This window comes from Nocardia sp. NPDC127579 (assembly GCF_042672005.1).
Classification (GTDB): domain Bacteria; phylum Actinomycetota; class Actinomycetes; order Mycobacteriales; family Mycobacteriaceae; genus Nocardia.
Window position 1 is genome coordinate 483,301 of sequence record NZ_JBHXVZ010000003.1, and the last position, 25,547, is coordinate 508,847.

The window sequence follows — 25,547 nt, forward strand, 5'->3', positions numbered from 1 at the left end:
ACCCGCACTGCCACTATCGAAGGATACGTACCGGCGGTACGGCACCCATCGCGCAGGCTCTTCCACCGAGGTAAGAACATGACCGAACACTCCGGCCCGGCAGGCACCATCCACCCGTGGCGAGAGTCGCGGGTGCCCACCGCGGGCGGCGGGCTCGCCGTCTTCGAATGGGGCGAGCCGGACGCGGAGCCACTGCTGCTCGTGCACGGCCTGTCCGACACGCACAGCGTATGGGCCGAGGTGGCGACGCTGCTCGCCGACAGCTTCCGGGTCGTCGCCTTCGATGTGCGCGGGCACGGTCGATCGGGCACACCGGTTGCGCCCCGGGACTATCGGCTCGATCGGCTGGCCGAGGACCTCTACGCGGTGCTCGACGCCATCAGCCCGGACCGCCCGGTGCACGTCTGCGGGCACGGGTGGGGTGCGGTGCAGGCCTGGGAGGCGGTCTGCGAGGGCCGCGCCAATACCCGCGTCGCCTCGTTCACCGCGATCTCGGGCCCCAACCTCGATCACGTCGGCACCACCCTGCGCGCACTGGCGACCGAGCCCGCTCGCGCCGTCCAGCTGCTCACCGATCGCAAGTTCTGGCGGCACGGCCCGGCCACGGCCCACACGGCCGCCCGTCGGATCGCCTATCCCCCGCGGGTGCGCACCTGGCTGATCGAACGGTTCGGCGGGATACCCCGCACCTACGCCCCGATCGCCCCCACCGTGCGCTCGGATCTGGCCGCGGGCGCGCGCATCGCCGCCGCCAATCTGGCCCATCACCTGCTGCGGCCGCGTGAGCGCCGGACCGCGGTACCGGTCCAGCTGGTCGTGGACACAACCGATGTCCTGGTCCCACCGTTCCTCTACTACGGCAGCGCGCAGTGGGTGGATCGGCTGTGGCGCTGCGGAATTCCCGCCGACCACTGGCTGCCCAGCACCGAGCCCCTCCTGGTCGCCGAGGCGATCGCGAACTTCATCGACGACCTGCACGACAGCGCGAGCACCATCCCGCACCCCTGACCCGAGGGGGCCGCCGTCAGCCCGATCGGAGCCCTGCCGGCCGGGCGATCGCGTGATCCGGGCCGCACTGTCGACAGGCGGCGCACAAGACACCCGACGGTTTTGCGACAATGAGTGGTCAATTGCCCAGCTCACGAAGGATGCCCGTACCCCCGATGGCCGACAGCAGCATCGATCCGACCGAACTCGCGACCTGCCTGCGGGTGCTCGAACTAGCCGGGCAGCTGGACAAGGACCATCCGGATTCGCTCACCGTGCAGCGCGCGGTGGGGCACATGTTCAAAAAGCTCAAGCAGCGGCGCCGGACCGAGGCGCGGGCGGCGGTGTCGCAGGCCGATCGTGCCGTGGTCGCCGCCACCGCGACCGGCTCACCGAACCGCATCGATGACGAGACCGCCGGTATCCCGCTCACCTCCAACGCCCGGGGCGCGAGCGCGGGCGAACTCATCCGGGCCCGCCCCTGCTACATCTGCAAGGAGCGCTACACCCGGGTCGATGCCTTCTACCACCAGCTGTGCCCGGACTGCGCCGCCGACAGTCACGCCAAACGTGACGCTCGCACCGATCTGTCCGGCAAACGCGCCCTGCTCACCGGCGGCCGGGCCAAGATCGGCATGTACATCGCGCTGCGGCTACTGCGCGACGGCGCGCACACCACCATCACCACCCGCTTCCCGAATGACGCCATCCGCCGCTTCGCCGCCATGGACGACAGCGCCGACTGGCTGCACCGGCTGCGCGTGGTCGGCATCGACCTGCGCGACCCGGCCCAAGTGGTGGCGCTGGCCGACGACGTCGCCGCGCAGGGCCCGCTCGACATCCTGATCAACAACGCCGCGCAGACGGTGCGCCGCTCCCCGGGCGCGTACTCGGCGCTGGTGGAGGCCGAGAGCGCGCCGCTGCCGGCGGGCATGCGGCCCGAGCTGGTCAGCTTCGGCAAGACCATGCAGGCGCATCCGACCGCGCTGACCGCCTCGCTGGCGCCGACACTGACCGCCGCCGATGTCGCCGAACTGGCGCTGGTCGCGGGTTCGGCCACGCCGGAACGGATTTCGGCCGGTGTCGCGATCGACGCCGGCGGTCTAGTGCCGGACCTGGCGCATACCAACAGCTGGGTGCAGACCGTCGGCGAGGTGGATCCGACCGAACTGCTCGAGGTGCAGCTGTGCAATTCGGTCGCGCCGTTCATCCTGGTGTCGCGCCTGCGGCCGGCCATGGCCGCGGCGGCGGGTCGGCGCAAGTACATCGTCAACGTCTCGGCGATGGAGGGCCAGTTCGCCCGCGCCTACAAGGGGCCCGGGCACCCGCACACCAATATGGCCAAGGCGGCCCTGAACATGCTGACTCGCACGAGCGCCCGCGAAATGTTCGAGGAGGACGGCATTCTCATGACCGCCGTCGACACCGGCTGGATCACCGACGAACGCCCGCACTACACGAAGCTGCGGCTGGCCGACGAGGGCTTCCACGCGCCGCTGGATCTGGTCGACGGAGCCGCCCGGGTCTACGACCCGATCGTGCAGGGTGAGAACGGCACCGATCTGTTCGGCTGCTTCCTCAAGGACTACCGCCCCTCCCCCTGGTGAGTCCCGCCTAAGCTGGGTGTTGTGTTCTACCGGCTGTCGGCCGACGCCACCGCGGCCGTGCACCTGGCCTTCGTGGTCTATGTGGTGCTCGGCGGCTTTCTGGCGTGGCGGTGGCCGCGCACCATCTGGCTGCACCTGCTCGCGTTCGCATGGGGATTCGGAACCATCCTGATCGGTTACGACTGCCCGCTCACCGATGTCGAGAACTGGGCGCGCCGCCGCGCCGGGCAGGCGGGGCTGCCGCCCAGCGGGTTCATCGATCACTATCTGACCGGGGTGATCTATCCGGAGCAGGCGCTGAATCTGGTGCGCGCGCTGGTCGCGGTGTGTGTGCTGGTGTCCTGGATCGGGTACCTCCGCCGCCGCCGCGGCGCCGCGGTAAATCCGTGGCGCTCGGTCCGGGAGCCGAGATAACCTGGCGGAGCAAGTATTTCGGCTCAGGGGAGGAGCGAACGATGTGGGGATGGAGCGAACGGATCGCTGAGCATGCCCGGGCCGCCTCGATCGGCTCCTGGCAGACACACCAGGTCCAGCCCACGATTCTGGACCCCGAGGAGTGGGCGGAGGAGCCCGCCGAGGACGAGATGTCACGGTACGGGCTCGCAGCCTGAACACTCAGGTCAGCGCCGCGGCCACGACCTTCGCGACCGCGGCGGGTTGTTCGTCGAGATAGAAGTGGCCACCGGGGAAGGTGTGCGAGCGGTAGCCGCCGCTGGTGTGCGCGCGCCACCCGGTGGCCTGCTCCGGGGTCACGGTGGGGTCGCCGGTACTGACCAGTACCTCGATATCGCAGGTCAGAGGGTCGGCGGAGCGGTGGGTGTAGGTTTCCACCGCGCGATAGTCGGTGCGCACGGTCGGCAGCACGAGCTCCGCGAGCCCCGGTTCGGCACGCAGGATGGCGACCGAGGCGGGATCGTTGGCGAGCCGTTCGAGATCGCCGATCAACTCGTCGTCGGAGGCCAGGTGCAAGCGGCCCGGTTCGGCGTAAGTCGGTGCGGGACGGCCGGATACGAACAGCGTGCGCAGCCGCTGGCCGCCCTGTTCGAGCCGCACCGCCGTCTCGTAGGCAACGGTCGCGCCCATGCTGTGGCCGAACAGCGACAGCTCGGTCAGCGGTGCCTGCCGAAGTAGTTCCGCCGCAATGCGATCCGCGAGCTCGTGCAGATCTCCGATGGCCGGATCGGCCAACCGGTCGTGGCGGCCCGGCGGCTGCACCGCGGCGACCACGACGCCGGAGCCGAACTGGCGAGCCAACTCTCGATACGCGGTGGCCGAACCCCCGCCCGGCGGAAAGCAAACCAGTTGCCGGCGCGGTGCCGGGTCGCTGCGCAACACCCGCAGCCAATCCGTGCCGGTGATCGCCTTGTCCACGTCCCTGTCCTCCTGTCCACGAAAGTAACATGCAAGCATTTCACCAACCCCCGACAAACGCGTCACACGACTAAGGTCGAGCAGGTGATCGCGCACGCACGACTGCTCCACGACTACGAAGCCGGTATCGGGGTACCCGGCTCGCCCATCGATCCAGCCCCCGATCCCGGAAGCAATCTCGCTGCGACACTTCCGGTCTGGGACCTCGCCGCCGGGTCGGTGGCGGCGCTGACCGCCGCCGCCAACCGGCATCGGCAGGCGAATCGGCTGGCGCCGGTACCGCATCGGATCGATCCGATGCGGATCAACGCAGCCTTCCGCAGCGACCAATTATTACGGGTCGACGGCCGCCAGGTACCGATGTTCGGCGACCTGTCCGGTTTCTTCCCGACCTTCGACGGCTGGGTCCGCACCCACGCCAACTATCCGCACCATCGCGTCCGGCTACTCGCCGCGCTGGGCCTGCCGCCCGAGGCTCCGCTCGATCTCGCGGTCGCCATGCTCGCGATGACCCGCGCCGCCGACATCGAGGAGAACGCGGCCGCGGTCGGGGCGGTCGCCGTCCGGGTGCGCACCGAGGACGAATGGGCCGTCGAACCGCAGGCGCAGGCGGCGGCCGCGGGCCCCCTGGTCGCCATCGAGCCGCGGGCCGACCGCGCCGCCCCGCGGTACCGCTCCGATCCCACGCCGTTCCAGCCGTTACGGGGAGTACGGGTGCTGGACCTGACGCGGGTGATCGCGGGACCGGTCGCCACCCGGTCGCTGGCGCTGCTCGGCGCCGAAGTACTGCGCATCGATCCGCCGCAGCTGCCGGAGATTCCGTGGCAGTTCCTCGACACCGGTCAGGGCAAGCGTTCCACCCTGCTGGATCTGCGCGCCGAGTGGGCCGTGTTCGACGAACTGCTGTCCACCGCCGATGTGCTGGTGACCGGCTACCGTCCGGGCGCGCTCGAACAGGCCGGGCTGAATACGCAGGTGCGGCCGGGTCTGGTCCATGCCCGGATCAGCGCGTGGGGCGAGTCGGGGCCGTGGGGTGAGCGGCGCGGGTTCGACAGCATCGTGCAGGCCGCGACCGGGATCGCGATCACCGAGGGCGCGCCGTCGGTACCGGGCGCACTGCCCGCGCAGGCGCTGGACCACGCGTCCGGGTATCTGCTGGCCGCCGGAATCATCGACGCGCTCGTCGCGCGGGTCTTCGACGGGATCGGCCGGGACGTGCGAGTGTCGTTGGCGCGCACCGCGTCCTGGTTGCTGACCGCGCCCGACCGAACGCCCAGCCACCCCAATCCGGCCCTGCCCAGCCCCGCCGCGGCGGTCTATCGCGACAACACCATCACCGCCGCGCCCGCCCTGGCCGAGTATCCCGACTATCTCTGGGCCGCACCGGAATACGGAGGTGACGAGGCCGCCTGGCCCGTGTACAGCCGCTGACCCCGCCCGGCGGGGCCGCCGGAAAATGCTTTGCGGAACGTGTCGGTGGGAGCTGAGATGGTGGTTCCACGATTCGCCGCCAGCAGCCCCGCCGGAAGGAACGTCCGTGTCCACCAGCAGTGATCGTCTCCCGGGTGACACCGTGCTCGTCCCGCGTGCCGGGCGCACCGAATGGATCGGGTTGATCGTCCTGGCGCTGGCCTGCCTGGTCTACGCGATGGATATGACGGTCCTGCACCTCGCGGTGCCGATGATCAGTTCGGATCTCCAGCCGACCAGCGCCCAGCTGCTCTGGATCATCGATATCTACGGGTTCATGGTGGCGGGCCTGCTGATCACCATGGGCACGCTCGGCGACCGGGTCGGCCGGCGCCGAATGCTGTTGATCGGGGCAGCGCTGTTCACGGTGGTATCGATCGTGGCGGCGTTCGCGCCGTCCGCGGAGACGCTCATCGTGTGCCGGGCGCTGCTCGGCATCGCGGGGGCGACGGTGGCACCGTCCACACTGTCGTTGATCTTCAACATGTTCCGCGATCCGCAGCAGCGGGCGGTCGCGGTCGGGGTGTGGGTCGGCGCGTTCTCCACCGGCGGCGCGGTCGGCCCGATCTTCGGCGGGTTCCTGCTCGAGCAGTTCTGGTGGGGCTCGGTGTTCCTGCTCGCGGTGCCGGTGATGCTGCTGTTGCTGGTGCTGGGCCCGAAGGTGCTGCCCGAATTCCGGGACGAGGCGGCGGGCCGGCTCGATCCGATCAGCGCGGCACTGTGCGTGGCCGCGATGATCGCGACGGTCTTCGGCATGAAGCAGATCGCGCAGGACGGTGTGGACGTCGCGGCCGTCGCCGCCCTGCTCGGCGGACTTGGCCTCGGTGCGATCTTCGTGCGCCGCCAGCTCACCCAGGACGATCCCATGCTGGATCTGCGCCTGTTCCGGGAGAGCACGTTCCGGATCGCCCTGCTGGTCAATATGATCGGCATCTTCGTCGCGTTCGGGTACTTCCTGTTCGTCGCGCAGTACTTCCAGCTCGTGCTCGGCATGACACCGCTGGCGACCGGTCTGGTGTTGGCGCCCTCGGGTCTCGGCTTCCTCATCGGCTCACAGCTCACGCCCCGGATCGTGCGCGTGGTGCGCCCGGCCTCTCTGATCGGCGGCGGAATGGCGCTGGCCGGTGTCGGCCTGCTCATGATGACGCTGCTGCGCGCCGACGCCGGTTACGGCATGGCGCTGGCCGCCTCGGTCCTGTGCTCACTCGGCCTGGCCCCGGTCTTCGGCATCACCACCGAGATCATCGTGGGTTCCGCTCCCCCGGAACAGGCCGGTGCGGCCTCCGGCGTCTCGGAGACCGGCGCGGAACTCGGCGGCGCCCTGGGCATCTCGATTCTGGGCAGCATCAGCATCGCGATCTACCGCGGCGACCTCAGCACCGGCCTACCGGCCGACCTGCCCGCCGACGCGGCCGGGCCGGTCCGCGACACCCTCGGCGCGGCCGTCGACGTCGCGGCGACGCTGCCCGCGGCGCTCGGTGAGTCGGTCCTGCACGCCGCACGGGACGCATTCCTGCACGGCGTGCACCTCACGGCCGGCATCGCCGGGCTCGCATCGCTGACCGTCGCCGTCGTCGCCTTCCGGCGTCTGCGGGCTCTCCCACCCGGTGACTACAGCGGCGACGACTGACCCGGCGCCGCAGCGCGCACGCTCCGAACCGTGACCCGCCCTGGTTTCTCGGGGATGATGGAAGTAGCGAGCTCGGCCGCAATTCGACGAGAAAGGCAAGGTCATGGCCGAATATCCGATGATCGCAGCCGTCGACGGTTCCGCGAGTTCCGATCAGGCCGTCGTCTGGGCGGCCGTCGAAGCCGGGCTGCGGCGCCGGCCCCTGCAACTGCTCACCTCGGTGGCATCGGCCGCCGGCTTCGCCCCGGGTACGACGCTCGCCGAAGCCGACACCGAGTCGTTGCGGCGCGATGGCGACGAAGTGCTCGCGGCGGCCGTGCGAACCGCCCGCGCGGCGACCCCCGCGGAGCTCGACCTCGAGACCGAGGTGACCTTCGAGCGGATCACGCCCGCTCTGATCGATCGCTCGGACCGGGCGAGCATGATCGTGCTCGGTTCCCATGGCCGCGGCGCGCTGCGGCGCGGGCTGCTCGGCTCGGTGAGCAGCGCCCTGGTCCGGCATGCCCGCTGCCCGGTCGCGGTGATCCACGACAGCGCGGGCATCGACCCGGAATCGGCGGCCCAGCCGATCCTGGTCGGGGTGGACGGCACGAAGAACAGCGTGCCCGCGATCGAGTTCGCCTTCGCCGAGGCCGCGCTGCGCGGTGTCGGCGTGACCGCCCTGCACACCTGGACCGACGTCACCGGATTGGATGTCCCCGTTCCCGGCTGGGACGCGGTACAGGACACCGAGCGGGCGCTGCTGGGTGAACAGCTGGCCGGGTACCGCGAGCGATATCCGGACGTGGCGGTCCGCAGTATCGTCGCCCCCGACCGACCGGTCCGGGCGCTGCTGGACGAATCGGCGGACGCGCAGTTGATCGTGGTCGGCAGCCACGGCCGCGGCGGTTTCGCGGGCATGCTGCTCGGCTCGACGAGCGCCGCGCTGGTCCATTCGGCCGAGCGCCCGATCGTCGTGGTGCGTGACGCGGAATCGATTCGGTAGCACGAGATCTCGCGTCCTGCGACGCTACCGCTCCCGGAGCGCGGACATCGCCGCGACCAAGTGTGTTCCGGTCGGCAGGGTCTGCTCGTCGCTGATCATCCACAGCACCGAAAGCCCCTGCGCCAGCGAGAAGTACAGGGCGGCCAGGCCGTCGGCTTCCTCGGCCGTCAGCTGCGGGTGCGTCTCGATCAGGGTTCGGGCGATATCGCGATGGGCCTGAGGCATGGCGTCGGTCATGAAGCTGCGCGACTCCGCGGAGCGGCTCACCCGCAACAGGTTCTCCAGGCTGGCGAGCATGGCTTCGCGCTGGTCGGTGAAAACGGCGGGCAGACCGTCGACCATCGCCGCGAAGGCCTCCGGCAGTGGACGGCCGGCGGTGGCGCGGATGAGCGCGTCCATGGCGTCGCCGATGCCGGTACCCAGCGCCTCGGCGAGCGCCTCGGTGATCAGGCGGTCCTTGGAACCGAAGTGGTAGCCGATGGCGGCCAGGCTCACTCCCGCCGCGGCGGCGATATCGCGCGCGGTGGTCTTGGCGACTCCGCGTTCCATGATCGCCTTGCGTGCGCCTGCCAAGAGGTCTTCCCGGTTTCCCATCCCGCCACCCTACCGCACGTCTAAGACAGTTGTCCAAGACGATCGTTCTATGGGTGGGTGGCGGGTTGCCGGGGACACGCTGGCTAGGCTCGACGCGTGCGGCAGCAGATCATCGTGGATGTCGATACCGGAATCGACGACTCCCTCGCCCTGCTCTACCTTCTGGCCTCTCCCGACGCCGAGATCGTCGGAATCGCCGCTACCGCCGGCAATGTCTCCGCCAAACAGGTCGCCGCCAACAATCTGGCCTGGCTGGATCTGTGCCGGGCACCGGATATCGAAGTCGCGCTCGGCGCCTCCGCGCCGCTGGCGATTCCGTTGCGCACCACCGAGGACACACACGGCCCGCAGGGAATCGGCTACGCCGAACTACCGGAATCCACCCGTGCGCTGTCGGATCGCACGGCCGCGCAGATGTGGGTCGATCTGGCCCGGGCGCATCCGGGTCGACTCCTCGGCCTGTGCACCGGCCCGCTGACGAATCTCGCGCTGGCCCTGCGGATCGAACCGGAACTGCCCCGGTTGCTGCGTCGCCTGGTGATCATGGGCGGGTCCTTCAACCATCCGGGCAACACCACCCCGACCAACGAGTGGAACGTACACGTCGACCCGGAAGCCGCCAAGGCGGTGTTCGACGCCTTCGGCGCGGCGCCCGCTCGGCCGATCGTGTGCGCGCTCGACATCACCGAGACGATCGAGATGCGACCGCACCACCTGCGGCAGCTCGCCGAACGCACCGGCAGCGTGGAACTGGTCGCCGAGAGCGATCCGCCCGGTACTCGATCGGTGGCCCCGAATCCGATCGTGCGGCACATCAGCGACGCGGTGCGGTTCTACTTCGAATTCCATCGGCACTACGACCAGGGCTATCTCGCGCACATGCACGACCCGTTCGCCGCGGCGGTCGCACTGGACCCCGCACTGGCCGAACTCCGGCCCGCCACCGTCGACGTCGAGCTCACGGGCACGCTCACCCGCGCCACCACCGTCGCCGACTGGGCGGGCATGTGGGGCCGGGAACCCAACGCCGACATCGTGATCGGCACCGACCCGGCGCTGTTCTTCGATCGGCTCGTCACCCGCGTCGGCGATTTGGCCCGCACGCTCTACCCTGCCTCGGAGGCGCGATGACCGACTATCTCGCCGATCTCCGCGCCCGCCTGGGCGTGCCCGGATTCGTCGACGTCCATACCCATTTCATGCCGGAACAGGTATTACGCAAGGTATGGGCGTACTTCGATTCCGCGGGCCCGCTGACCGGCCGCGAGTTGCCGATCACCTACCGCGACGACGAGCAGGTGCGGTTGAAGACCCTGCGCGACTTCGGTGTTCGCGCGTTCACGTCCCTGGTCTATCCGCACAAGCCGGATATGGCGGCGTGGCTCAACGAGTGGGCGGCCGATTTCGCGGCGCGCACGCCCGACTGCCTGCACACGGCAACCTTCTTTCCCGAGCACGGCGCGGACTCCTACGTGGAGGACGCGGTCGAGTCCGGGGCGCGACTGTTCAAGGTGCACATCCAGGTCGGCGATTTCCATCCCGGCGATCCGCTGCTGCGCCCGGTCTGGGGGCTGCTCGCCGAGGCGCGGGTTCCGGTTCTTATCCATTGCGGATCCGGTCCGGCGCCCGGCACGTTCACCGGTCCGGACCCGATTGCCGCACTGCTGGAACGCTTTCCGCGACTGCGCCTGATCATCGCTCACATGGGCACCCCGGAATACTCCGAATTCCTCGATCTGGCCGAGCGTTACGAGGGGGTCCACCTCGACACCACCATGGTCTGGACCGACTTCACCGAGGCCGACGCCCCCTATCCGAGGGCCGAGCATCCCCGGTTGCTCGACCTCGGCGATCGCGTGCTGTTCGGCACCGACTTCCCCAACATCCCCTACCCCTATGCCCACCAGGTCCGCGCCCTGGAACGGCTCGACCTGGGCGCGGATTGGCTCCGGAAGGTCCTGCACGACAATGGAGCCCGGCTCTTCGACCTGGACTGACCTACCTCGGGATACTCGATGGCAGCGGGTGATCCGGCTCCAGCGCCGGGAAACCGTCGATACTGGTCGCGTTGTCGCCCGCGATACGGGTGGCGAACTGCTCCTCGGTCCGTCGCGCGTGCAGTGCATCCAGCGCCGGACGCTCGTCGACGAGTTCGAGATACGGGATCGAGTAGCCGCAGGAATCCGCGATCCGGTCCACCGAGACCACGATGGCGCCGCGCAGGCCCGGATGTTGCAGTCCGAAATGCGGCCGATAGGTCTCGAACTCCGCGGAATCGGGGCGCACCAGCCGGCCGGTGCCGAACAGCCGCAGAATCTTCGAGTTCCGGCTGAAGGAGCAGAACATGATCGTGATCCGCCCGTTGTCCCGCAGATGCGCGATGGTCTCCGCGCCACTGCCGAACAGGTCCAGATACGCGAAGGTGTGATCGTCGATCACCGCGAAGGTGTCTCGATACCCCTTGGGAGACAGATTGACCCGCCCCTGCGCCCCCGCGGTCGCCACGAAGAACATCGACTGCGCGTCGATGAACTTCCGCAATCCCTCGTCGAGGTGTGTGAACACCTTGGCCATCGCAACCACCCTTCCCCGCCCCAACCAGCAAGGACGGCTCCTTCGAGCCTAGTCCGCACCCCGCATCCACGAACCCGACTGAGGCTGATCTCACCGCCGGAAGTCGTCCGGCTCACCGACCGCCGCGATGTTCTCCGCTGGGCGGCGGAGTGCGGGACAGGCCGCTGGCGCGCAGGACGCGGCGGGCGATGGCCGCGCGGATGGATTCGTCGGTGCCGATGATGCGGACGTGGCGGCGGGCGCGGGTGATGGCGGTGTAGAGGAGTTCGCGGGTGAGCAGCGTGGATTCGGGTTCGGGGAGCACGACCGAGACCGTGTCGTATTGGCTGCCTTGGCTGCGGTGGATGGTCATCGCGAAAACCGTTACCACGGAGGGGAATTGAGTGGGGTGCACCAGATAGGGTTCGCTGCCGCGCTGTAGGGCGGCGCGCAGCGACCCGTCGGGCCGGCGGACGATGACGCCGGTGTCGCCGTTGTAGATGCGGGCCTCGTGATCGTTCGCGGTGACCAGCAGGGGTTGGCCGGGATACCACGGGGTCTGCTGGGATTCGGGGCCCGCGCCCGCGGCGGCGGCCCAGTCGCCGGCCATGCGATCCCAGCGTTCGACGCCGAACGGGCCCTGCCGGTGGGCGCACAGCAGCCGGTGTGATTCCAGGGCGGTGAGCGCGCCTGAGGCATCACCGGCGAGGGCGGCGTCGCTGACCGCGCGGGCCGCGGCGACCACATCGGCGCGCACCGGCGCGGTGTTCTCCGGTGTGCACAACGACAATTCGCCGCCCGCCCGCAGCAGATCCAGTGCGGTCTCGGCGTCGCCGGCGCGGACCGCCACGGCGAGATCGGCGATCCGGCCGCCGAAACGCCGTCCGCGCGTGAGCCGGACGATGCCGCCGCGCATTCGGGTGCGCTCGAGTGCGGTCAGCGATTCCGCCCCCGCCTCGGGCGGCGCTGCACCGGACCCGGCGGCCACGATCTCGTCGAGCACCGGATTCGGTTCGCCCACCACCGGGCCCGCGACGAGGTCGGCCAGTACCGCGCCAGCGTCCACGGAGGCGAGCTGGTCGGGGTCGCCGACCAGGACCAGGCGGGTGTCCGGGCGCAACGCCGCCAGCAGGCTGCTCATCATGGTCAGTGACACCATCGAGGTTTCGTCGACCACGATCACGTCGTAGGGCAGCCGGTTGAACTCGTGGTACTTGAACCGGTTGCCGCGGCTGCGCTGCCAGCCGAGCAGGCGGTGCAGGGTGGAAGCGGTCAGCTCCGGCAGACCCAGCGGATCGGCCTGCTCGCGCACCGCCTCCTGCAATCGCGCGGCGGCCTTGCCCGTCGGCGCGGCCAACGCGATCCGCAGCGCCGACAGTTTCGGATTTCGCTTCTGATGGCTGTCCAGCAGGGCCAGGATCCGGGCGATCGTATGTGTTTTACCGGTACCCGGGCCACCCGCGACCACCGTCGTCCAGTGGGTGGCGGCCAGCGCCGCCGCCAGTCGCTGGCGGTCCGGCGCGATGCCCGCCGGGCCGTCGAACAGTCGATCCAGTTCCTGCCGCACGAATGCGGGATCCACCACCGGATGACTCCCGGACCGTTCGGTCAGTACCCGCCGAATCGTCTGCTCCTGCTGAAAGTAGCGATCCAGGTAGAGCAGCGGCCCACCACCGCGATCCCCCGGCACCAGCCGCAACGGCCGCAACGGCCCGGCCCGGCCGCCGAGCACCAGCGGGCTGGCCCCGAGCGCGGCCACCACCGCCGCGGAATCCGGCCACGGCAGCGTCGCCGGATCGACACCGCTGCCCGCCTCCCAGCTCTCGTCGGCGTCCACCCCGATCTCGCGCATCCGATCCAATTCCAGACACACCGATCCGGACCGCACCGCCCGCACCGCCAACGCCGCCGCGAACAGCACCTCCTCGGACGCCTCCTGCCCCAGCCGCCCCAGCCGGACCGCCACATGCACATCCGCCGCCGACAACACCCCGGCCTCGTTGAACGTACGCAGCAACCCGGTCCCCCGCTGCGCGACCTGAATCGACGTCACCGCCACCCCCGAACCACATCACATCGCCGCACACCGTCGACAGTCATCGGGCCGCCTCTCCTGCCAACAGGTCCGACAGCTCGACGATCAGTTCGGCCGGTGGTTTCCAGTCGAACACCCCGCGCCCGGTGGGGGTGTCGGGGCCGATCATGCCGCGCACGAACAGATAGCAGGAGCCGCCCAGATGCTCTACCGGGTTGTAGTCCGGCAGGCGCCAGCGCAGGTAGCGGTGCAGCGCAACGGAATACAGCAGGGCCTGCAGGGGATAGTGCGAGCGTTGCATCTCGGCGGACATGCGGTCGCGGGTGTAGTGGTCGACGGTGAGGTCGCCGGTGCCCAGGCGGTTGGTCTTGTAGTCGACGATCACGAAGCGGGATCCGACCCGAAGGACCGCATCGATGCTGCCGGTGAGATAGCCGCGCAGGGGGACGTCGTCCAGTGCGGCCACATGGTCGGCGTAGGGCAGGAACTCGTCGCCGGGTGGGAGGTGTTCGCGCAGCAGGGCGGCGATCTGACGGAGCGTGGCGGTGTGGGTGGCAGGCGTGTCTCCGCCGGAGAGCGGCAGTTCGAATTCGAGTTCGTTCAGTTGGTCGCGACCGGAAATATCGGCGAGACAACCGAATCCGAGGGGTGTGCGCAGAACGGCGAGCAGTGCCGTGCCGAGCAGGGACGGATCGATCTCGGCCATGAGTTCGTCGACGGCGGTGCGGCAGCGGGTATGCACCTCGGTGGCGAGGTCCGCGACGTCGCGGTCGATCACTTCCAGCACACCGTGCACCAGTGTGCCGAATTCCGCACCGTAGGGCAGGGCATTCATCAGGGACGGCGCGGCAGGCAGTTCGGTGTCGTCGGGCAGCGGGGCGTCGGGTTCGTCGGTAGCGTGCTCGTCCGATGCGGTGCCGGCGAGGTCGTGCGCACCGGCGGTGAGCGCCGAGTAGGAGGTGCGCCGCCACTGCTGGTCCAGGGTGCGGGTGAAGTGGGCGGCCGCCAGGTCGCTCGATACCGGCTCGGTGCGGATCCGGCGCAGCTCCACGGCTTCGGCGGTATCCACGCCGGTGACCGAGATGGCCGGTCCGGCCCAGGCCGAAATGCGGTGCACCGCTTCGCTGTCGGCGGGCACAGCGGCCCGGCTCGAGACGATGTCACCGCGGTCCGGTCGTCCGAGGATCATGCGATGCAGTGGAGCCGAGGCCGTCGTGATGGCGGGCGCCCACCACGCAACGACCTGGCACATCGCCCGGGTCAGCGCCACGTACAGCAGCCGCAGCTCCTCCCCCGCCTCCTCGGCCTCGGCGCGCGATTTGCGTTCGGCGAATCCGGTCGCCTCCTGGCCGCCGACATCCAGCACGCGGGCGCCGGTGTCGTCGTGGAACAGCAGCGTCGCCAGGTACGGGTTCTTCGCGCTGTCCCACGCGAAAGGCAGGTACACGACCGGGAATTCGAGCCCCTTGCTGGCGTGCACGGTGGCGATCTGCACGGCGGCGGCATCACGATCGAGGCGGCGGCTACGGTCGGCGACCGATCCGGACGCGGGGTCGCGGACCCGGTCGGTGAGCCAGCGGGTCAGCGCGGTCAGGCCCAGTCCTTCGCCGAGTGACACCTGATCCAGCAATTGCGCGATGTGCCGCAGATCGGTGAGCTCGCGCTCCCCGTTCGCCACCGTCAGCAACCGCTGCGCCAGATTCGTTTCCACCGAGAGCTTTTCGAATACGGCGGCGAACCCGGCCCGGACGAACAGCCGCGCCGCATCCCGCAGCTGCGCACTGACCTGCCCGACGAGATCGGCACCGCCACTGTCGATCTCGGCCGCGGTCACCCCGAACAGCGGCGTACACGCGGCCAGCCGCACCCGGTCGGACCGATGCGGCTGCTCCAGCGCCCGCAGCACCCACAGCCAGTCGGTCGCGCTGCCGGTCGCGAAGACACTGGTGCCGCCCGCCAGCACCGACGCGACCCCGACCTTGTCCAGCGCGGCGCGGACCACATCGACTTGCGATCGGGTACGCACCAGCACAGCGATGTCCCCGGGCCCGATCCGCCGCCCCGGCGAGGAGTCGTCGGCCGGGGTGACCGAGCGGGGATCGGCGAGGATGGTCTCGGATTCCAGGAGGCGGACGAGGTCGGCGGCGAGGTCTTCGGCGACCTTGGCGCGCAGGCGGCCGACCGCGGGGAATCCGGATTTGTTGAGCGGGCCCGCCCCGGTTCGGGGCAGGCAGCGAATCCGCAGGGGGGTGACCAGGTCGGCGGGACCGGACAGGCGCGACCACGCGCGGGTCGGGGTCACCGGGTACACGCTGATGTCCTTGTGCCCCAAGGCCGCTCCGCCGTGCAGGTGGTCCAGGGCGGCCAGCAGACCGGCGTCGCTGCGCCAGTTGGTGTCGAGTTCGCAGCGGTGGTCCGCGTGGGCGACGGCATCGAGGTAACTGAGCACCTCGGCGCCGCGGAAGGCGTAGATGGCCTGCTTCGGATCGCCGACCAGGACCATGGCGGTGTGGCCGTGGAAGGCCAGGCGCAGGATGTCCCACTGGAGTGGGTCGGTGTCCTGGAATTCGTCGACCAGGGCGACGCGGTAGCGGGCACGGATACGGGCCCGGGCGCGCGGGCCGTGCTCCGGATCGGCGAGCACGTCATGCAGCAGGACCAGCAGATCGTCGAAATCCCGCAGTCCCGCAAGGCGTTTGCGGCGTTCGGTCTCGGCGCGCACGGCGGCGGCGAAGGCCACCCGCTGTCCGGGGGCGCCGTCACCCTCGGGGGCGAGGATGGCATGCCGGTCCCCGACGGCGGCCAGGCCCAGCGTGTGGGCTTCCTTCAGCGTGAACGGCGGTTCGGTCCGCGCGTACCGATGCAGGTAGAGGTCGTCGGCCACCGTCCGGACCAGGTCGTCCACACTGTCCACCAGCCGCGCTCCCGGGTCGTGTTCCCCGGCCAGCCCGAGCTCGTCGAGCATCCGCTGGCAGAAGCTGTGCGTGGTGACGATGGTGCCCGCGTCGAAATCCGAGAGCGCGACCAGCAGTCGTTCCCGTCGCCCGCGCACCTCCGCCGAATCCGCCTGTGCCAGATGACGAACCAGCTCGTCCCGGTGCGCTCGCGCCAGCTCCGGGTCGGCCAGCGCGTCGGCCACCACCACGAACCGTTCCCGGGCACGCTCGCGCAGTTCCTGGGTCGCGGCCCTGCTGAAGGTCACCAGCAGCAGCTCCGAGATCCCCACCCCGGCTTCGGCCACATACCGCACCGCCAGGCCCACGATGGCGTGGGTCTTTCCCGTACCCGCACTGGCTTCCAGCACCGTGGTTCCGGTCGGCAACGCCGCGAACGGATCGAACCGTCCCGGCTGCGCCGTCTCCTCGGGCGTGAACGCGACATCCTGCACGGTCACCGGAACCACCCCGGAACCCTCACGGCCAACCCCACTTCCGACTCGGCACGACCTACTCGATCGAACCACGCCGCGGCCCGTATGCCGGGCAGCGAAACCCGCACATCCGCCGGTGTCATGGCTGTCCCTGCGTTTCGGCCGCGAGCAGCGGGGTCCAGAGGCGGCGGGCGAGGACGCCGAAGTAGCTGGGTTCGGCGGCCGCACCGGCCGGTGCGGGAGTGGACATGAGGTCGTCCAGGCGCGGGGCGGGACCCCAGATGTAGCGCAGGTGGCGGTCGGTGTGATCGCCGAAAGCGCCGGGGCCGTTGGGGCCACCGTTGAATTCGCGTTCGGCGGAGGAGAATGCCTCATCGGCGGAGGACCCGCGGAAGCGGCGTTCGGCGTACGCGGCGGAAGCGGTCGGGGTGATCGGAAGCGGCTCGCACAGACCGGTGTCGCGGAGTTTGACCAGATCACGCAGCACGTCGACCGGACCGTCGGGCGCGGTGAGAACCGAACGCCAAGCCGGACGGTGGAATTGGCCCCGGCCGGTGGTGACGGCCCGCCAGGAGCGGTCCTCGGTGGCGGCGAGGGCGAGTAGCGAAACCCACGCGGCGATCCGGTGTTTCGGAGCCAGCCGGGAGAACGTCGTACGCACCAGGGTCTCGCCGTGCACCTCGGGCACGGTGCCGGTCAACCGCCGCCCCCCGCCGAGATCGATCGCGATATCGACCGCGCGCGCCGGGTTCGCGTACTCGGGCAGCGAAGCGCGCACGAGCCTTTCGACGGTGTGCTCCACCTCGTCGAGCACCGCACCGCCGAGACCGAACGGCGGCAGCGTGCCGCGCCGCCACTCGGCGGCTCGCAGACCGGCCGGGTCCGCGCCGGTCAGCCGCGCCGTCAGCAGGCGTTCGCCCAGTTCCCATTTCGTGAGTCCGTCGAGTTCGATCGGCAGCCGGTCGGCGAGGTCCTCGTCGTGGTCGGGGACGCGCAGACCCAGCCGCTGCCACAGGAACGCCCGAATGGGGTGCTCGGCGAAGGAGATCAGGTCGGCCAGCGCGACATCGCCGAGTTCCGGCGCGGGCAGCGGCGCCGGCAGGAACCCGGGGCGCGGCCGCGGCGGCGCGGCGGCGGCCACCGCACCCGCCAGCGCGGCGGTATCGAAGCTGAACGGCCGCTCGGCGTGGAAGTTCCAGCGGTCGAAGCTCTGCAAGGGATGCCGGGTGAGCACCGTGTCCCCGTCGGGCAGGTGCGCGCGCACCACGTCGAGCAGTTCGGCGACCGGAATGGCCGGCGGGCGTTCGGCGCCGGTCACCGGGTCGGCTCCGGTGTAGAACAGCAGCAGGCGGTCCTGGGCCGCCAGGATCGCGTCCAGCAGCAGCTGACGATCCTCGCTGCGCGGATCCCGTTCGCCCAGCAGCGGATCGCGGGCCAGGACGTCGTCGCCGTCGGCCGCACCCGCGCGCGGGAAGACATCGTCGTCCAGGCCGAGCAGTACGACCACGCGATGCGGCACCGAGCGCATCGGCGTCAGGGTCGCCACGGTCAGTTCGCCGGTGCGGAAGTTGGCGCGCGACGGGCGGGCGGCGAGCCGATTCGCCAGCAGCACAGCCATATCCGGCAGGCGGAGCTGGACCTCGCCCGCGTGTTCGGTGGCGGCGGCGAGCTCACGACGGGCTTCGGCGCGAATCCAGGCGTCTCGTTCGGGGACGTCGGTGAGCAGATCCAGGGCCCGTGCCAGCACCGCGGCCCATTCGCTGGCCGGGCGCGGGCCGCGCAGATCACGCAGGCACACCGCGAGCCGATCCACGAACTCGGCGAACCGCCCGGCCAGGTCGACATCACCGGAATCGACATCGCCGAGCGGCAGCGCCAGATCCAGCCAGTCGTCGCCGGATTCGTCGGCGGTGACGCCGAGCAGAATCCGGTCGACGGCGCTGTTCAATGTATTCTGCGCGAAATCCGCGAGACCGAATGCCTGGCGTTGCCGCTGCCCGATCCCCCAGCGCGCGCCCGATTCGGCCGCCCACTCCCGGAGCCGTTCGATCGCGTCATCGTCGAAACCGCAACGGCGGCGCACGGTTTCCGACGCGGCCAGATCCAGTACCTGGGTGACGGTGACCCGCCCGTCCGCCAATTCGAGCAGGGTGGCGATCACCGCCAGCATCGGATTGGTGACCCCGCGGCCCCGATCGGCCAGCCGGACCCGCAGCAGATGCGCGGGATGCGCCGAATCCCGCACGGCCTCAGCCGATCCCGTGGCGCCGAAGGCTGCCCGGACCAGCGGCGCGTACGCCTCGACCTCCGGGCACATGATCAGCACGTCGCGCGGCTCCAGGGTCGGGTCCGCCGCGAACAACCCCAGCAGCGCCTCGCGCAACACCTCCACCTGCCGCGTCGCACCGTGACACGCGTGCACCTGCACGCTGCCGTCGGCTCCGTGGGCAGTCGGCGCGGGCGGCCACCGGTCGTCGCGAATCCCCTGCTGAATCACCGTCAGCAGCGTGTCCGAACCGCTCGCATCCGAAGACCCCGCGACCGCCGAGCTCGGCGCGCCGCCAGCCGACCGGATGGGACTCGCGATCACGGTGTCCGGCGTAACCGACTGCGTGGCAACAGACCTCGAGTGATCGACCTGGGTCCCTGTCGAAGTGGCGGTGGCCAGGCGCTGTTGCAATTCGCGTGCGTCACGCGCGAGCCCGGACAGCAAGGGGTGCTGAACCGCGGTGCTCGTGGTGTCGGCCGCCCGGGTGGTCGACGGGGAGCGCGCGGCGAGCGTGGACCACATGACCGGGCTGGGATGCGCCAGCCACAGGTGAACCTCACGAGTCTCGGCGAGGGCCGTCAGGACAGCGAGTTGGTCGGCGGGCAGGCGGGTCGCCCCGAAGACGGAAATCCGTTGCGGTAGTTCGACGCACGCGGGCTCGGCGCGCAGGCGGGCACACGCGCGGTCGAGACGTTCGGCGGGACCGGCGGCGCCGATCTCCGCGCGCAGCCGACGCCAGAGCATGGGCTGCCACCGCAGGTCGTCGGGGATCGGGTTGCCCGCACCGTCGGTATCGGAGCCGGCCGCCCACTCGGTGATGAGCGCCGGGCGCTGCGCCGCGTAACTGTCGAACAGAGCGGCCAGTCGCGCGGCCGTGGCATACCGCCGCCCGACCCGATGCCCACGACCGGCCGGTTCACCCGCCCCCAGATGCCGGGCCAGCACGGCCGACCACGGCTCCCCCACCGCCGCGTCGATCACCCGCAGCAGCGCCCAGACCACCCGCTCCGGCGCCCACGGATCCGTCTCCGGCCGCACCCCGCTCGCCACCGCGAGCACCTCGCTCACCAGTGCGGCGGGCGACGGGAATCGGATATTGGCCGCCACGCCGTCACCGCGTCCGCCGGCCCCGTACGCGCGCGATACCCCCAGTACCGTCGAGAGCCGTTGCGCCAGCCAGCGTTCCACCCCTTTGGCGGGCACCGCGATCACCTCGGCGGCGAACGGGTCGCCCAACGGCGTCGCCAGGAGCGCGGCGAGCGAATCGGCCAGGGAGTCGGCGCGCTCGGCACGGTGAAGGTGCAGCGGCATTGGTTGTTTATACGCCAGCGACTGCTCCGCTACCGCACCGCCCCCGTGCCGCGCGAGTGAATTGAGCCACACGCGAACGTTTTTCTCGGCCGCGTCACCGCGGATGCCGGGAATCGATGTGCGACAGTGCTTACCCACCCCGCCGACGCACTCGGCGGCCATCGCCCTGGCTCGGCGCCGGGCGCACGGGAAAGCTTCGAAAGGCTGGTTCGCGTCCATGGCTGCGAAGGTGATTGCTCTGGTTCCGAGAGCCGGATTCACGGTCCGCCGCGTCGGAGATCGCTGGGAATTGGTCAACACGGGTTTCTACGGCCGCACCGTCGTGCTACAGACCTGGCCGCGCGACCGCCACGGCGAGGCGTTCGAGCACTGCTACCGCCTCAACGGCCGCACGGTCGAGGAACTGCTGGCGGCTTTCCGCTGAATTCGACTCGGGCCGAATCGGATTGCCGCCCCTAACACAGCGCCGCGCCGAGCTCAAGACGTGCGTCCCGCGGGCTTCTGTGCCAATGTGTTCCCTCGTGCGTTACCCCTCATCAAGCACCGGTGCCCTGCCACGCGCGGCCGCTTCGGCCTGCGTGCTCGCCGCAGCCGCGATCCTGATCCCGACCGCGCCGCTGCTGGCGCCCGCCGCCGAGGCCGCGCCGCCCGCGCTGAGCCGCGTGATTCCCGGTTTCGACGCCGATCTGAGCAATCGCATCGATCGCGCCGACAACTACTTGAAATCACGTCCCGGCCTGACCGGCTACATCATTCGTGATCGGGTCAGCGGCGGCGTCTACGCGAACGAGTACGCCGAGGAGTCGGTCTGGACCGCCTCCACCATCAAACTCGCCATCGCCGTGGACCTGCTCAACCGCGCGCGTGTCGGCATCATCGGCCTCGGGCCCGAAGATCGCGGCCTGCTCGAATCGATGCTGGCCACCTCCAACGACGCCGCCGCCGACCTGCTGTGGAACAAGTACGCGGGCTTCGATCGGATGGCCTTCAACAACGCTTTCCGCGCCAACGGCATGGTGAGCCTGGTCCCCCAGCCGACCACGACCGCCCTGTTCCCGGACTGGTCGTTCCAGAAGTGCACCACCGCCGACCTGGACCGGCTGATGGACTACGTGCTCACCCGCATGCATCCCGACGACCGCGCCTACCTGCTGGACCGGATGCGCGCGGTGGACTTCAACCAGCACTGGGGTGTCTGGGGCGCGGGCGAGCGGATGCGGCCCGGCCTGAAGAACGGCTGGTCGGCCGAGCAGGGGGGCTGGGTGGTCAACTCGGTCGGCTTCGCCGGCCCGGAGGAGCGCTACACCCTCGCCATCATGAGCTCGCTCGGCGCCGACGGCGGATACACCGAGGGCGCCGATACCGACACCAAGCTGGCCGAGATCCTGCTCAAAGGCCGCTGACCCGCCGAGACACGACCCCCGCCGACCTGGACAAACCTTCAGGTGCGGGGGTCTTCGCCGTATTGTTCTCAGAAGTCCGGCCCGTCTGATTCGCGTGCAAAGTGACGAAACCGGATCTCACCGTGACGGCCCGAAACACGCCGACTACGGTTGAAGTCGGTCAGTAAACGTTCGCGGGGGCCAGCCCCAGGACTTCGAGGAGCAACGGCGATGAGCACAGAAGCTGTCGAGAACCGTCGTCACAAGGTGGTGGTGATCGGTTCGGGCTTCGGTGGCCTGTTCGGCACCAAGCACCTCAAGCGCGCCGACGTCGACGTCACCCTGATCTCCAAGACCTCCACCCACCTGTTCCAGCCGCTGCTCTACCAGGTGGCCACCGGTATCCTCTCGGTCGGCGAGATCGCCCCCGCCACCCGCCTGGTGCTGCGCAAACAGGACAACGCGCAGGTGCTGCTCGGCGATGTCGTCGATATCGATCTGGAGCACAAGACCGTCACCTCGCTGCTGCTCAACCAGGAGACGGTCACCCCGTTCGACAGTCTCATCGTCGCGACCGGCGCCCAGCAGTCCTACTTCGGCAACGACCAGTTCGCCACCTATGCCCCCGGCATGAAGACCATCGACGACGCGCTCGAACTACGCGGCCGGATTCTCGGCGCGTTCGAGGGCGCCGAGCTGGCCACCTCCCAGGAGATGCGGGACCGGCTGCTCACCTTCGTGGTGATCGGCGCCGGCCCGACCGGCGTCGAATTGGCCGGGCAGATCGCCGAACTCGCCGACCGCACGCTCGAGGGCACCTTCCGCAATATCGATCCGCGTGATGCCCGGGTCATCCTGGTCGAGGGCGCGGGCGCGGTGCTCGGGCCGATGGGTCCCAAGCTCGGCGGCCAGGCCCAGCGCAAGCTGGAGAAGATGGGCGTGGAGATCCAGCTCAACGCCCTGGTCACCGACGTCGACGCGCACGGCGTCACGGTGAAGGACAGCGACGGCACGCTGCGCCGCATCGAATCCTCGACCAAGGTGTGGTCGGCCGGGGTGCAGGGCAGCCCGCTGGGCAAGATGCTGGCCGAGCGCTCCGAGGGCACCCAGGTGGATCGGGCCGGGCGGGTCATCGTCGAACCCGACCTCACCATCAAGGGGCACCCGAACGTCTTCGTGGTCGGCGATCTGATGTCGGTGCCGGATGTGCCCGGGATGGCCCAGGGCGCGATCCAGGGCGCCACCTACGCCGCCAAGGCCATCAAGGCCGGGCTCAAGGGCGCCCGCCCCGAGGACCGCAAGCCGTTCAAGTACTTCAACAAGGGCTCGATGGCGACGATCTCGCGGTTCAACGCGGTCTGCCAGATCGGCAAGCTCGAGTTCGGCGGATTCATCGCCTGGCTGGCCTGGCTGGGCCTGCACCTCTACTACCTGGTCGGCTACCGCAGCCGCCTGATCACGGTCATCCAGTGGTTCGTGTCCTTCCTCGGCCGCACCCGCGGTCAGATGGCGGCGACCGAGCAGTGGGTGTTCGCACGGCTCGCGCTCGAACAGGTCAACTCCGACGAGGAGGACCGGGGCGAGCTGGCCGCGGCGCTGGGCGCGCCGACCGAGCACGGTCGCGCCCCCGGGCGAGCTACCGCCGAACATCACAGCTAGCCCGCGGGCTGTCCGAATCTACTGGCAGATCAGCTAATTCGGAGCAATTGCGCGGCGCCGGGCTTCGCGTGGGTACGACCAATCCACGGACCTCCCGGGTCCGAATGTGGGACGTCGAACTTGCATTTCTCACCGAAGAAAGGCGATTGATGCCCACAGGTAAACACCGTGCGCCGTCACCACAGCGGACCACGGTCGGCTCGATGGTCGCGGCCGGAGCGGTGCCGCTGGTACTGGCCCTGGTCGGCACCGGCACCGCCAACGCCGACCCCGCCGATACCACCACACTGACGGAGAAGGCCCAGTGGCCGGCGGCCGACGTCCCCAACGCGACGCCCTACGAGGGCCTCGATATCCCGGACGGCACCCACAGTTCGCTGCAGTGGTCGCGGGCACAGCCGGACAAGAGCTACCTCGCGCCCGTCGGCGTGCTGCACCCGCCTGTCCCCGTGGCGCCCGTTCCGCCGATCGCGCCGCCGCCCGGGCAGTTCCGTTTCGGTGATGTCACCGTGCCCGCGCCGGAGTGGATCAATCCGGAGCAGGCGATTCAGATCAACGACAACGCCGCCATGGCCGAGGCCAACCTGGCGACGTTCCTCGACTCGATCGGCATGGAACGCAGCCGGTCCGACCGGATCGCCGGGCAGACCGTCGGCACCGCCGCCATCGGCGCCGCCGCGGGCGCGGCCAGCGCCGCGCCCCTCGCGCTCACCTCCGCTCTGGTCGGCGGTGCGCTCGGGCTGGTGGTGGGTGCGCCGCTGATCCCGGTCGGCCTGGTCGCCGGCCCGGCCCTCGGCGCCGCGATGGGCGCCGCGGTCATCACCGTGCCCGCCGCGGTCGTCGGCGCCGCCGCCGGTGGTGTGGTCGGTGCGGTCAACGCGTTCAACGCACCGTCGCGAGTCATGGACCACTGACGGCGTAGTGGGCACTCGACCGCGCAGTCCGTCGAGTGCCCACCGCGACAACGTATTACGAGAGGGTGCGGTAGGTGTGGGTGCGGAGGGAGCCCCCGGCTGCCAGCGGGAGGAGAACGCCGGTCAGGCCGGTGGTGTCGGCCGGACGGGGGTCGGGGTAGCGGAGTTCGCTGTCGAGGGCCCGTGGGGTCGCCAGCCCGTCCTCGGAAACGGAATCGACGCCGAGGTGCAGGCGATGGCGCAGTAGCGGGATCTCGGCGAGATCGGCGGTCAACGCACCGCTCCACGCACCGGAATCCTCACCGGCGCGGCCGATCTGGACCCGTTCACGCAGGCGCAGCCGGGCATCCGGGGCCAGCATTACGGTGGTGTGCGTGTGGTGGTGGGCGCCACCCGCGACGATCGTGGGCTCCGGGTCGAAGTCCAGCTCCGCGCCGGAGCCGAGCTCGACATGCCAGCGCGCGACGGACGCGGGTGTGGACGCGCCGGGCAGCGCGATGGTCGCCGCGACCGAGCGCACCGTGAGCCGGGCTCCCGCGCCGACGACGATGCGAATATCGAGTTCGTCGCCGCCCAGCGGTGTCGCGGCGGTACCGATCAGATGGACCGTGTCCACGCCGGTGCGGCGGGCCGACAGTCCGCCGACCGCGTGGATCTCGGGTAGCGACCCGGCGGCCGCCACAATCCGTAACTCAGTGCGCAACAGCGGAATCGGATGCGTGCGAGTCGGCGTGCGCGATCTCCCGGAGCTGTTCGCGAACCCAGGCCAGCACCGGAGTCGCGGCCGGATCCGCGGTGAGCGAGATCAGCGCGGTCGGCCGATCCTCGCGCACCTGGGCGGCGTCACGCGCCATCACATCCAGATCCGCGCCGACCAGCGGCGCGAGGTCGGTCTTGTTGATCACGAGCAGGTCGGAGTAGGTGACGCCGGGGCCGCCCTTGCGCGGCACCTTGTCGCCGCCGGCCACATCGACCACGAAGATCTGGACGTCGATCAGGCCGGAGGAGAACGTGGCCGTCAGATTGTCGCCGCCGGATTCCACCAGGATCAGATCCAGCGGCGGGTTCGCGGCGATCAGATCGTCGATGGCGTCGAGGTTGGCCGTGATGTCGTCGCGGATGGCGGTGTGCGGGCAGCCGCCGGTCTGCACCGCGGTGATCCGCTCGTCCGGCAGCACCGCGTGGCGGCGCAGGAAGTCGGCATCCTCGGTGGTGTAGATGTCGTTGGTGAGCACGGCGATGGACAGCTCGTCGCGCAGTTGGCGGCACAACGCGGCCGTCAGCGCGGTCTTGCCGGAACCGACCGGTCCGCCGATCCCGATCCGCAGCGCCTCGCCCGGGGTGCGCTGCCGCTTGGGCCGATCGTGGGAGTGATCGTGGGGTTCACCGTCGATCAGGTGCGGGGGCATG

At 70.1% G+C, this 25,547-nt stretch carries 21 protein-coding genes; 13 read left to right on the forward strand and 8 right to left on the reverse strand.

Annotation, left to right across the window (positions count from 1 at the left end):
* Positions 1-78: 78 nt before the first annotated feature.
* From ACFVMC_RS14575 to ACFVMC_RS14590, 4 genes are all read left to right on the forward strand, one after another.
* Positions 79-1,008 carry an alpha/beta fold hydrolase gene (locus ACFVMC_RS14575; RefSeq protein ID WP_379210342.1) on the forward strand — a complete coding sequence of 310 codons (930 nt, stop codon included), beginning with the start codon at positions 79-81 and terminating at the stop codon, positions 1,006-1,008.
* A gap of 155 nt (positions 1,009-1,163) precedes the next feature.
* Positions 1,164-2,594, forward strand: a complete 1,431-nt coding sequence (locus tag ACFVMC_RS14580; RefSeq protein ID WP_379210343.1) for an SDR family NAD(P)-dependent oxidoreductase — start codon at positions 1,164-1,166, stop codon at positions 2,592-2,594.
* A gap of 21 nt (positions 2,595-2,615) precedes the next feature.
* Positions 2,616-3,008: a DUF2784 domain-containing protein gene (locus ACFVMC_RS14585; protein ID WP_379210344.1), complete on the forward strand. Its 393-nt coding sequence runs from the start codon at positions 2,616-2,618 to the stop codon at positions 3,006-3,008.
* A 41-nt stretch (positions 3,009-3,049) separates the two neighbouring features.
* Positions 3,050-3,205 carry a hypothetical protein gene (locus ACFVMC_RS14590; RefSeq protein WP_379210346.1) on the forward strand — a complete coding sequence of 52 codons (156 nt, stop codon included), beginning with the start codon at positions 3,050-3,052 and terminating at the stop codon, positions 3,203-3,205.
* A 4-nt stretch (positions 3,206-3,209) separates the two neighbouring features.
* Here the strand turns inward: ACFVMC_RS14590 and ACFVMC_RS14595 are convergent, their stop codons facing one another.
* On the reverse strand, positions 3,210-3,965 hold the full coding sequence (locus ACFVMC_RS14595; protein ID WP_379210348.1) for a thioesterase II family protein: 756 nt from the start codon (positions 3,963-3,965) through the stop codon (positions 3,210-3,212).
* Between the two features lie 84 nt (positions 3,966-4,049).
* On the opposite strand from ACFVMC_RS14595, the gene ACFVMC_RS14600 reads away from it, so the two are divergent.
* The 3 genes from ACFVMC_RS14600 to ACFVMC_RS14610 all read left to right on the forward strand — a co-directional run bounded on the left by ACFVMC_RS14600 (position 4,050) and on the right by ACFVMC_RS14610 (position 8,050).
* Entirely contained in the window at positions 4,050-5,396 is a 1,347-nt protein-coding gene (locus ACFVMC_RS14600; RefSeq protein ID WP_379210350.1) for a CoA transferase, read from the forward strand.
* A gap of 142 nt (positions 5,397-5,538) precedes the next feature.
* Positions 5,539-7,065, forward strand: a complete 1,527-nt coding sequence (locus ACFVMC_RS14605; protein WP_379210589.1) for an MFS transporter — start codon at positions 5,539-5,541, stop codon at positions 7,063-7,065.
* Positions 7,066-7,168: 103 nt separating this feature from the next.
* Positions 7,169-8,050 carry a universal stress protein gene (locus ACFVMC_RS14610; RefSeq protein ID WP_379210351.1) on the forward strand — a complete coding sequence of 294 codons (882 nt, stop codon included), beginning with the start codon at positions 7,169-7,171 and terminating at the stop codon, positions 8,048-8,050.
* A gap of 24 nt (positions 8,051-8,074) precedes the next feature.
* On the opposite strand, the gene ACFVMC_RS14615 is transcribed toward ACFVMC_RS14610, so the two are convergent.
* Complete coding sequence (locus tag ACFVMC_RS14615; protein WP_379210353.1) at positions 8,075-8,644, reverse strand: TetR family transcriptional regulator; 570 nt, start codon at positions 8,642-8,644, stop codon at positions 8,075-8,077.
* 96 nt (positions 8,645-8,740) lie between these two features.
* Here ACFVMC_RS14615 and ACFVMC_RS14620 point away from each other — a divergent pair, with 96 nt between their 5' ends.
* The gene (locus ACFVMC_RS14620) at positions 8,741-9,775 is read left to right on the forward strand and encodes a nucleoside hydrolase (RefSeq protein ID WP_379210355.1); all 1,035 of its coding nucleotides are present in this window, start codon (positions 8,741-8,743) and stop codon (positions 9,773-9,775) included.
* Positions 9,772-10,641 (forward strand): amidohydrolase family protein, encoded by an 870-nt coding sequence (locus ACFVMC_RS14625; protein ID WP_379210356.1) that lies wholly within the window; start codon positions 9,772-9,774, stop codon positions 10,639-10,641. Before ACFVMC_RS14620 ends, ACFVMC_RS14625 begins: the two co-directional genes overlap by 4 nt.
* 1 nt (position 10,642) lies before the next feature.
* Here ACFVMC_RS14625 and ACFVMC_RS14630 read toward each other — a convergent pair whose 3' ends face one another.
* From ACFVMC_RS14630 to recC, 4 genes are all read right to left on the reverse strand, one after another.
* The gene (locus ACFVMC_RS14630) at positions 10,643-11,218 is read right to left on the reverse strand and encodes a pyridoxamine 5'-phosphate oxidase family protein (protein ID WP_379210358.1); all 576 of its coding nucleotides are present in this window, start codon (positions 11,216-11,218) and stop codon (positions 10,643-10,645) included.
* A 112-nt stretch (positions 11,219-11,330) separates the two neighbouring features.
* Entirely contained in the window at positions 11,331-13,250 is a 1,920-nt protein-coding gene (gene recD / locus ACFVMC_RS14635) for an exodeoxyribonuclease V subunit alpha (RefSeq protein WP_379210360.1), read from the reverse strand.
* 43 nt (positions 13,251-13,293) lie between these two features.
* Complete coding sequence (locus ACFVMC_RS14640) at positions 13,294-16,626, reverse strand: UvrD-helicase domain-containing protein (RefSeq protein WP_379210362.1); 3,333 nt, start codon at positions 16,624-16,626, stop codon at positions 13,294-13,296.
* A 115-nt stretch (positions 16,627-16,741) separates the two neighbouring features.
* Positions 16,742-20,182: an exodeoxyribonuclease V subunit gamma gene (gene recC, locus ACFVMC_RS14645; protein ID WP_379210364.1), complete on the reverse strand. Its 3,441-nt coding sequence runs from the start codon at positions 20,180-20,182 to the stop codon at positions 16,742-16,744.
* 217 nt (positions 20,183-20,399) lie between these two features.
* Between recC and ACFVMC_RS14650 the strand changes: the two genes are divergently transcribed.
* The 4 genes from ACFVMC_RS14650 (at position 20,400) to ACFVMC_RS14665 (ending at position 24,137) form a co-directional block, all read left to right on the forward strand.
* The gene (locus ACFVMC_RS14650; RefSeq protein ID WP_379210366.1) at positions 20,400-20,606 is read left to right on the forward strand and encodes a hypothetical protein; all 207 of its coding nucleotides are present in this window, start codon (positions 20,400-20,402) and stop codon (positions 20,604-20,606) included.
* An 85-nt stretch (positions 20,607-20,691) separates the two neighbouring features.
* A complete protein-coding gene (locus tag ACFVMC_RS14655; RefSeq protein WP_379210367.1) occupies positions 20,692-21,585 on the forward strand; it encodes a tat pathway signal sequence in 894 nt (297 codons plus the stop codon).
* 210 nt (positions 21,586-21,795) lie between these two features.
* Positions 21,796-23,223, forward strand: a complete 1,428-nt coding sequence (locus ACFVMC_RS14660) for an NAD(P)/FAD-dependent oxidoreductase (RefSeq protein ID WP_379210369.1) — start codon at positions 21,796-21,798, stop codon at positions 23,221-23,223.
* A gap of 149 nt (positions 23,224-23,372) precedes the next feature.
* Positions 23,373-24,137 carry a hypothetical protein gene (locus ACFVMC_RS14665; protein WP_379210371.1) on the forward strand — a complete coding sequence of 255 codons (765 nt, stop codon included), beginning with the start codon at positions 23,373-23,375 and terminating at the stop codon, positions 24,135-24,137.
* Between the two features lie 55 nt (positions 24,138-24,192).
* Here the strand turns inward: ACFVMC_RS14665 and ACFVMC_RS14670 are convergent, their stop codons facing one another.
* Complete coding sequence (locus tag ACFVMC_RS14670) at positions 24,193-24,840, reverse strand: urease accessory protein UreD (protein WP_379210373.1); 648 nt, start codon at positions 24,838-24,840, stop codon at positions 24,193-24,195.
* A complete protein-coding gene (gene ureG, locus ACFVMC_RS14675) occupies positions 24,830-25,546 on the reverse strand; it encodes an urease accessory protein UreG (RefSeq protein WP_379210375.1) in 717 nt (238 codons plus the stop codon). Before ureG ends, ACFVMC_RS14670 begins: the two co-directional genes overlap by 11 nt.
* Position 25,547 lies beyond the last annotated feature (1 nt).

Bases quoted from the DNA above. Each gene is read 5' to 3' on its own strand.
- ureG (WP_379210375.1), bottom strand. From the start codon at position 25,546: ATGCCCCCGCACCTGATCGACGGTGAACCCCACGATCACTCCCACGAT.
- ACFVMC_RS14610 (WP_379210351.1), top strand. From the start codon at position 7,169: ATGGCCGAATATCCGATGATCGCAGCCGTCGACGGTTCCGCGAGTTCC.
- recC (WP_379210364.1), bottom strand. From the start codon at position 20,182: ATGCCGCTGCACCTTCACCGTGCCGAGCGCGCCGACTCCCTGGCCGAT.
- ACFVMC_RS14575 (WP_379210342.1), top strand. From the start codon at position 79: ATGACCGAACACTCCGGCCCGGCAGGCACCATCCACCCGTGGCGAGAG.
- ACFVMC_RS14660 (WP_379210369.1), top strand. From the start codon at position 21,796: ATGAGCACAGAAGCTGTCGAGAACCGTCGTCACAAGGTGGTGGTGATC.
- ACFVMC_RS14625 (WP_379210356.1), top strand. From the start codon at position 9,772: ATGACCGACTATCTCGCCGATCTCCGCGCCCGCCTGGGCGTGCCCGGA.
- ACFVMC_RS14590 (WP_379210346.1), top strand. From the start codon at position 3,050: ATGTGGGGATGGAGCGAACGGATCGCTGAGCATGCCCGGGCCGCCTCG.
- ACFVMC_RS14655 (WP_379210367.1), top strand. From the start codon at position 20,692: ATGTGTTCCCTCGTGCGTTACCCCTCATCAAGCACCGGTGCCCTGCCA.
- ACFVMC_RS14580 (WP_379210343.1), top strand. From the start codon at position 1,164: ATGGCCGACAGCAGCATCGATCCGACCGAACTCGCGACCTGCCTGCGG.
- ACFVMC_RS14615 (WP_379210353.1), bottom strand. From the start codon at position 8,644: ATGGGAAACCGGGAAGACCTCTTGGCAGGCGCACGCAAGGCGATCATG.
- ACFVMC_RS14630 (WP_379210358.1), bottom strand. From the start codon at position 11,218: ATGGCCAAGGTGTTCACACACCTCGACGAGGGATTGCGGAAGTTCATC.
- ACFVMC_RS14665 (WP_379210371.1), top strand. From the start codon at position 23,373: ATGCCCACAGGTAAACACCGTGCGCCGTCACCACAGCGGACCACGGTC.
- ACFVMC_RS14650 (WP_379210366.1), top strand. From the start codon at position 20,400: ATGGCTGCGAAGGTGATTGCTCTGGTTCCGAGAGCCGGATTCACGGTC.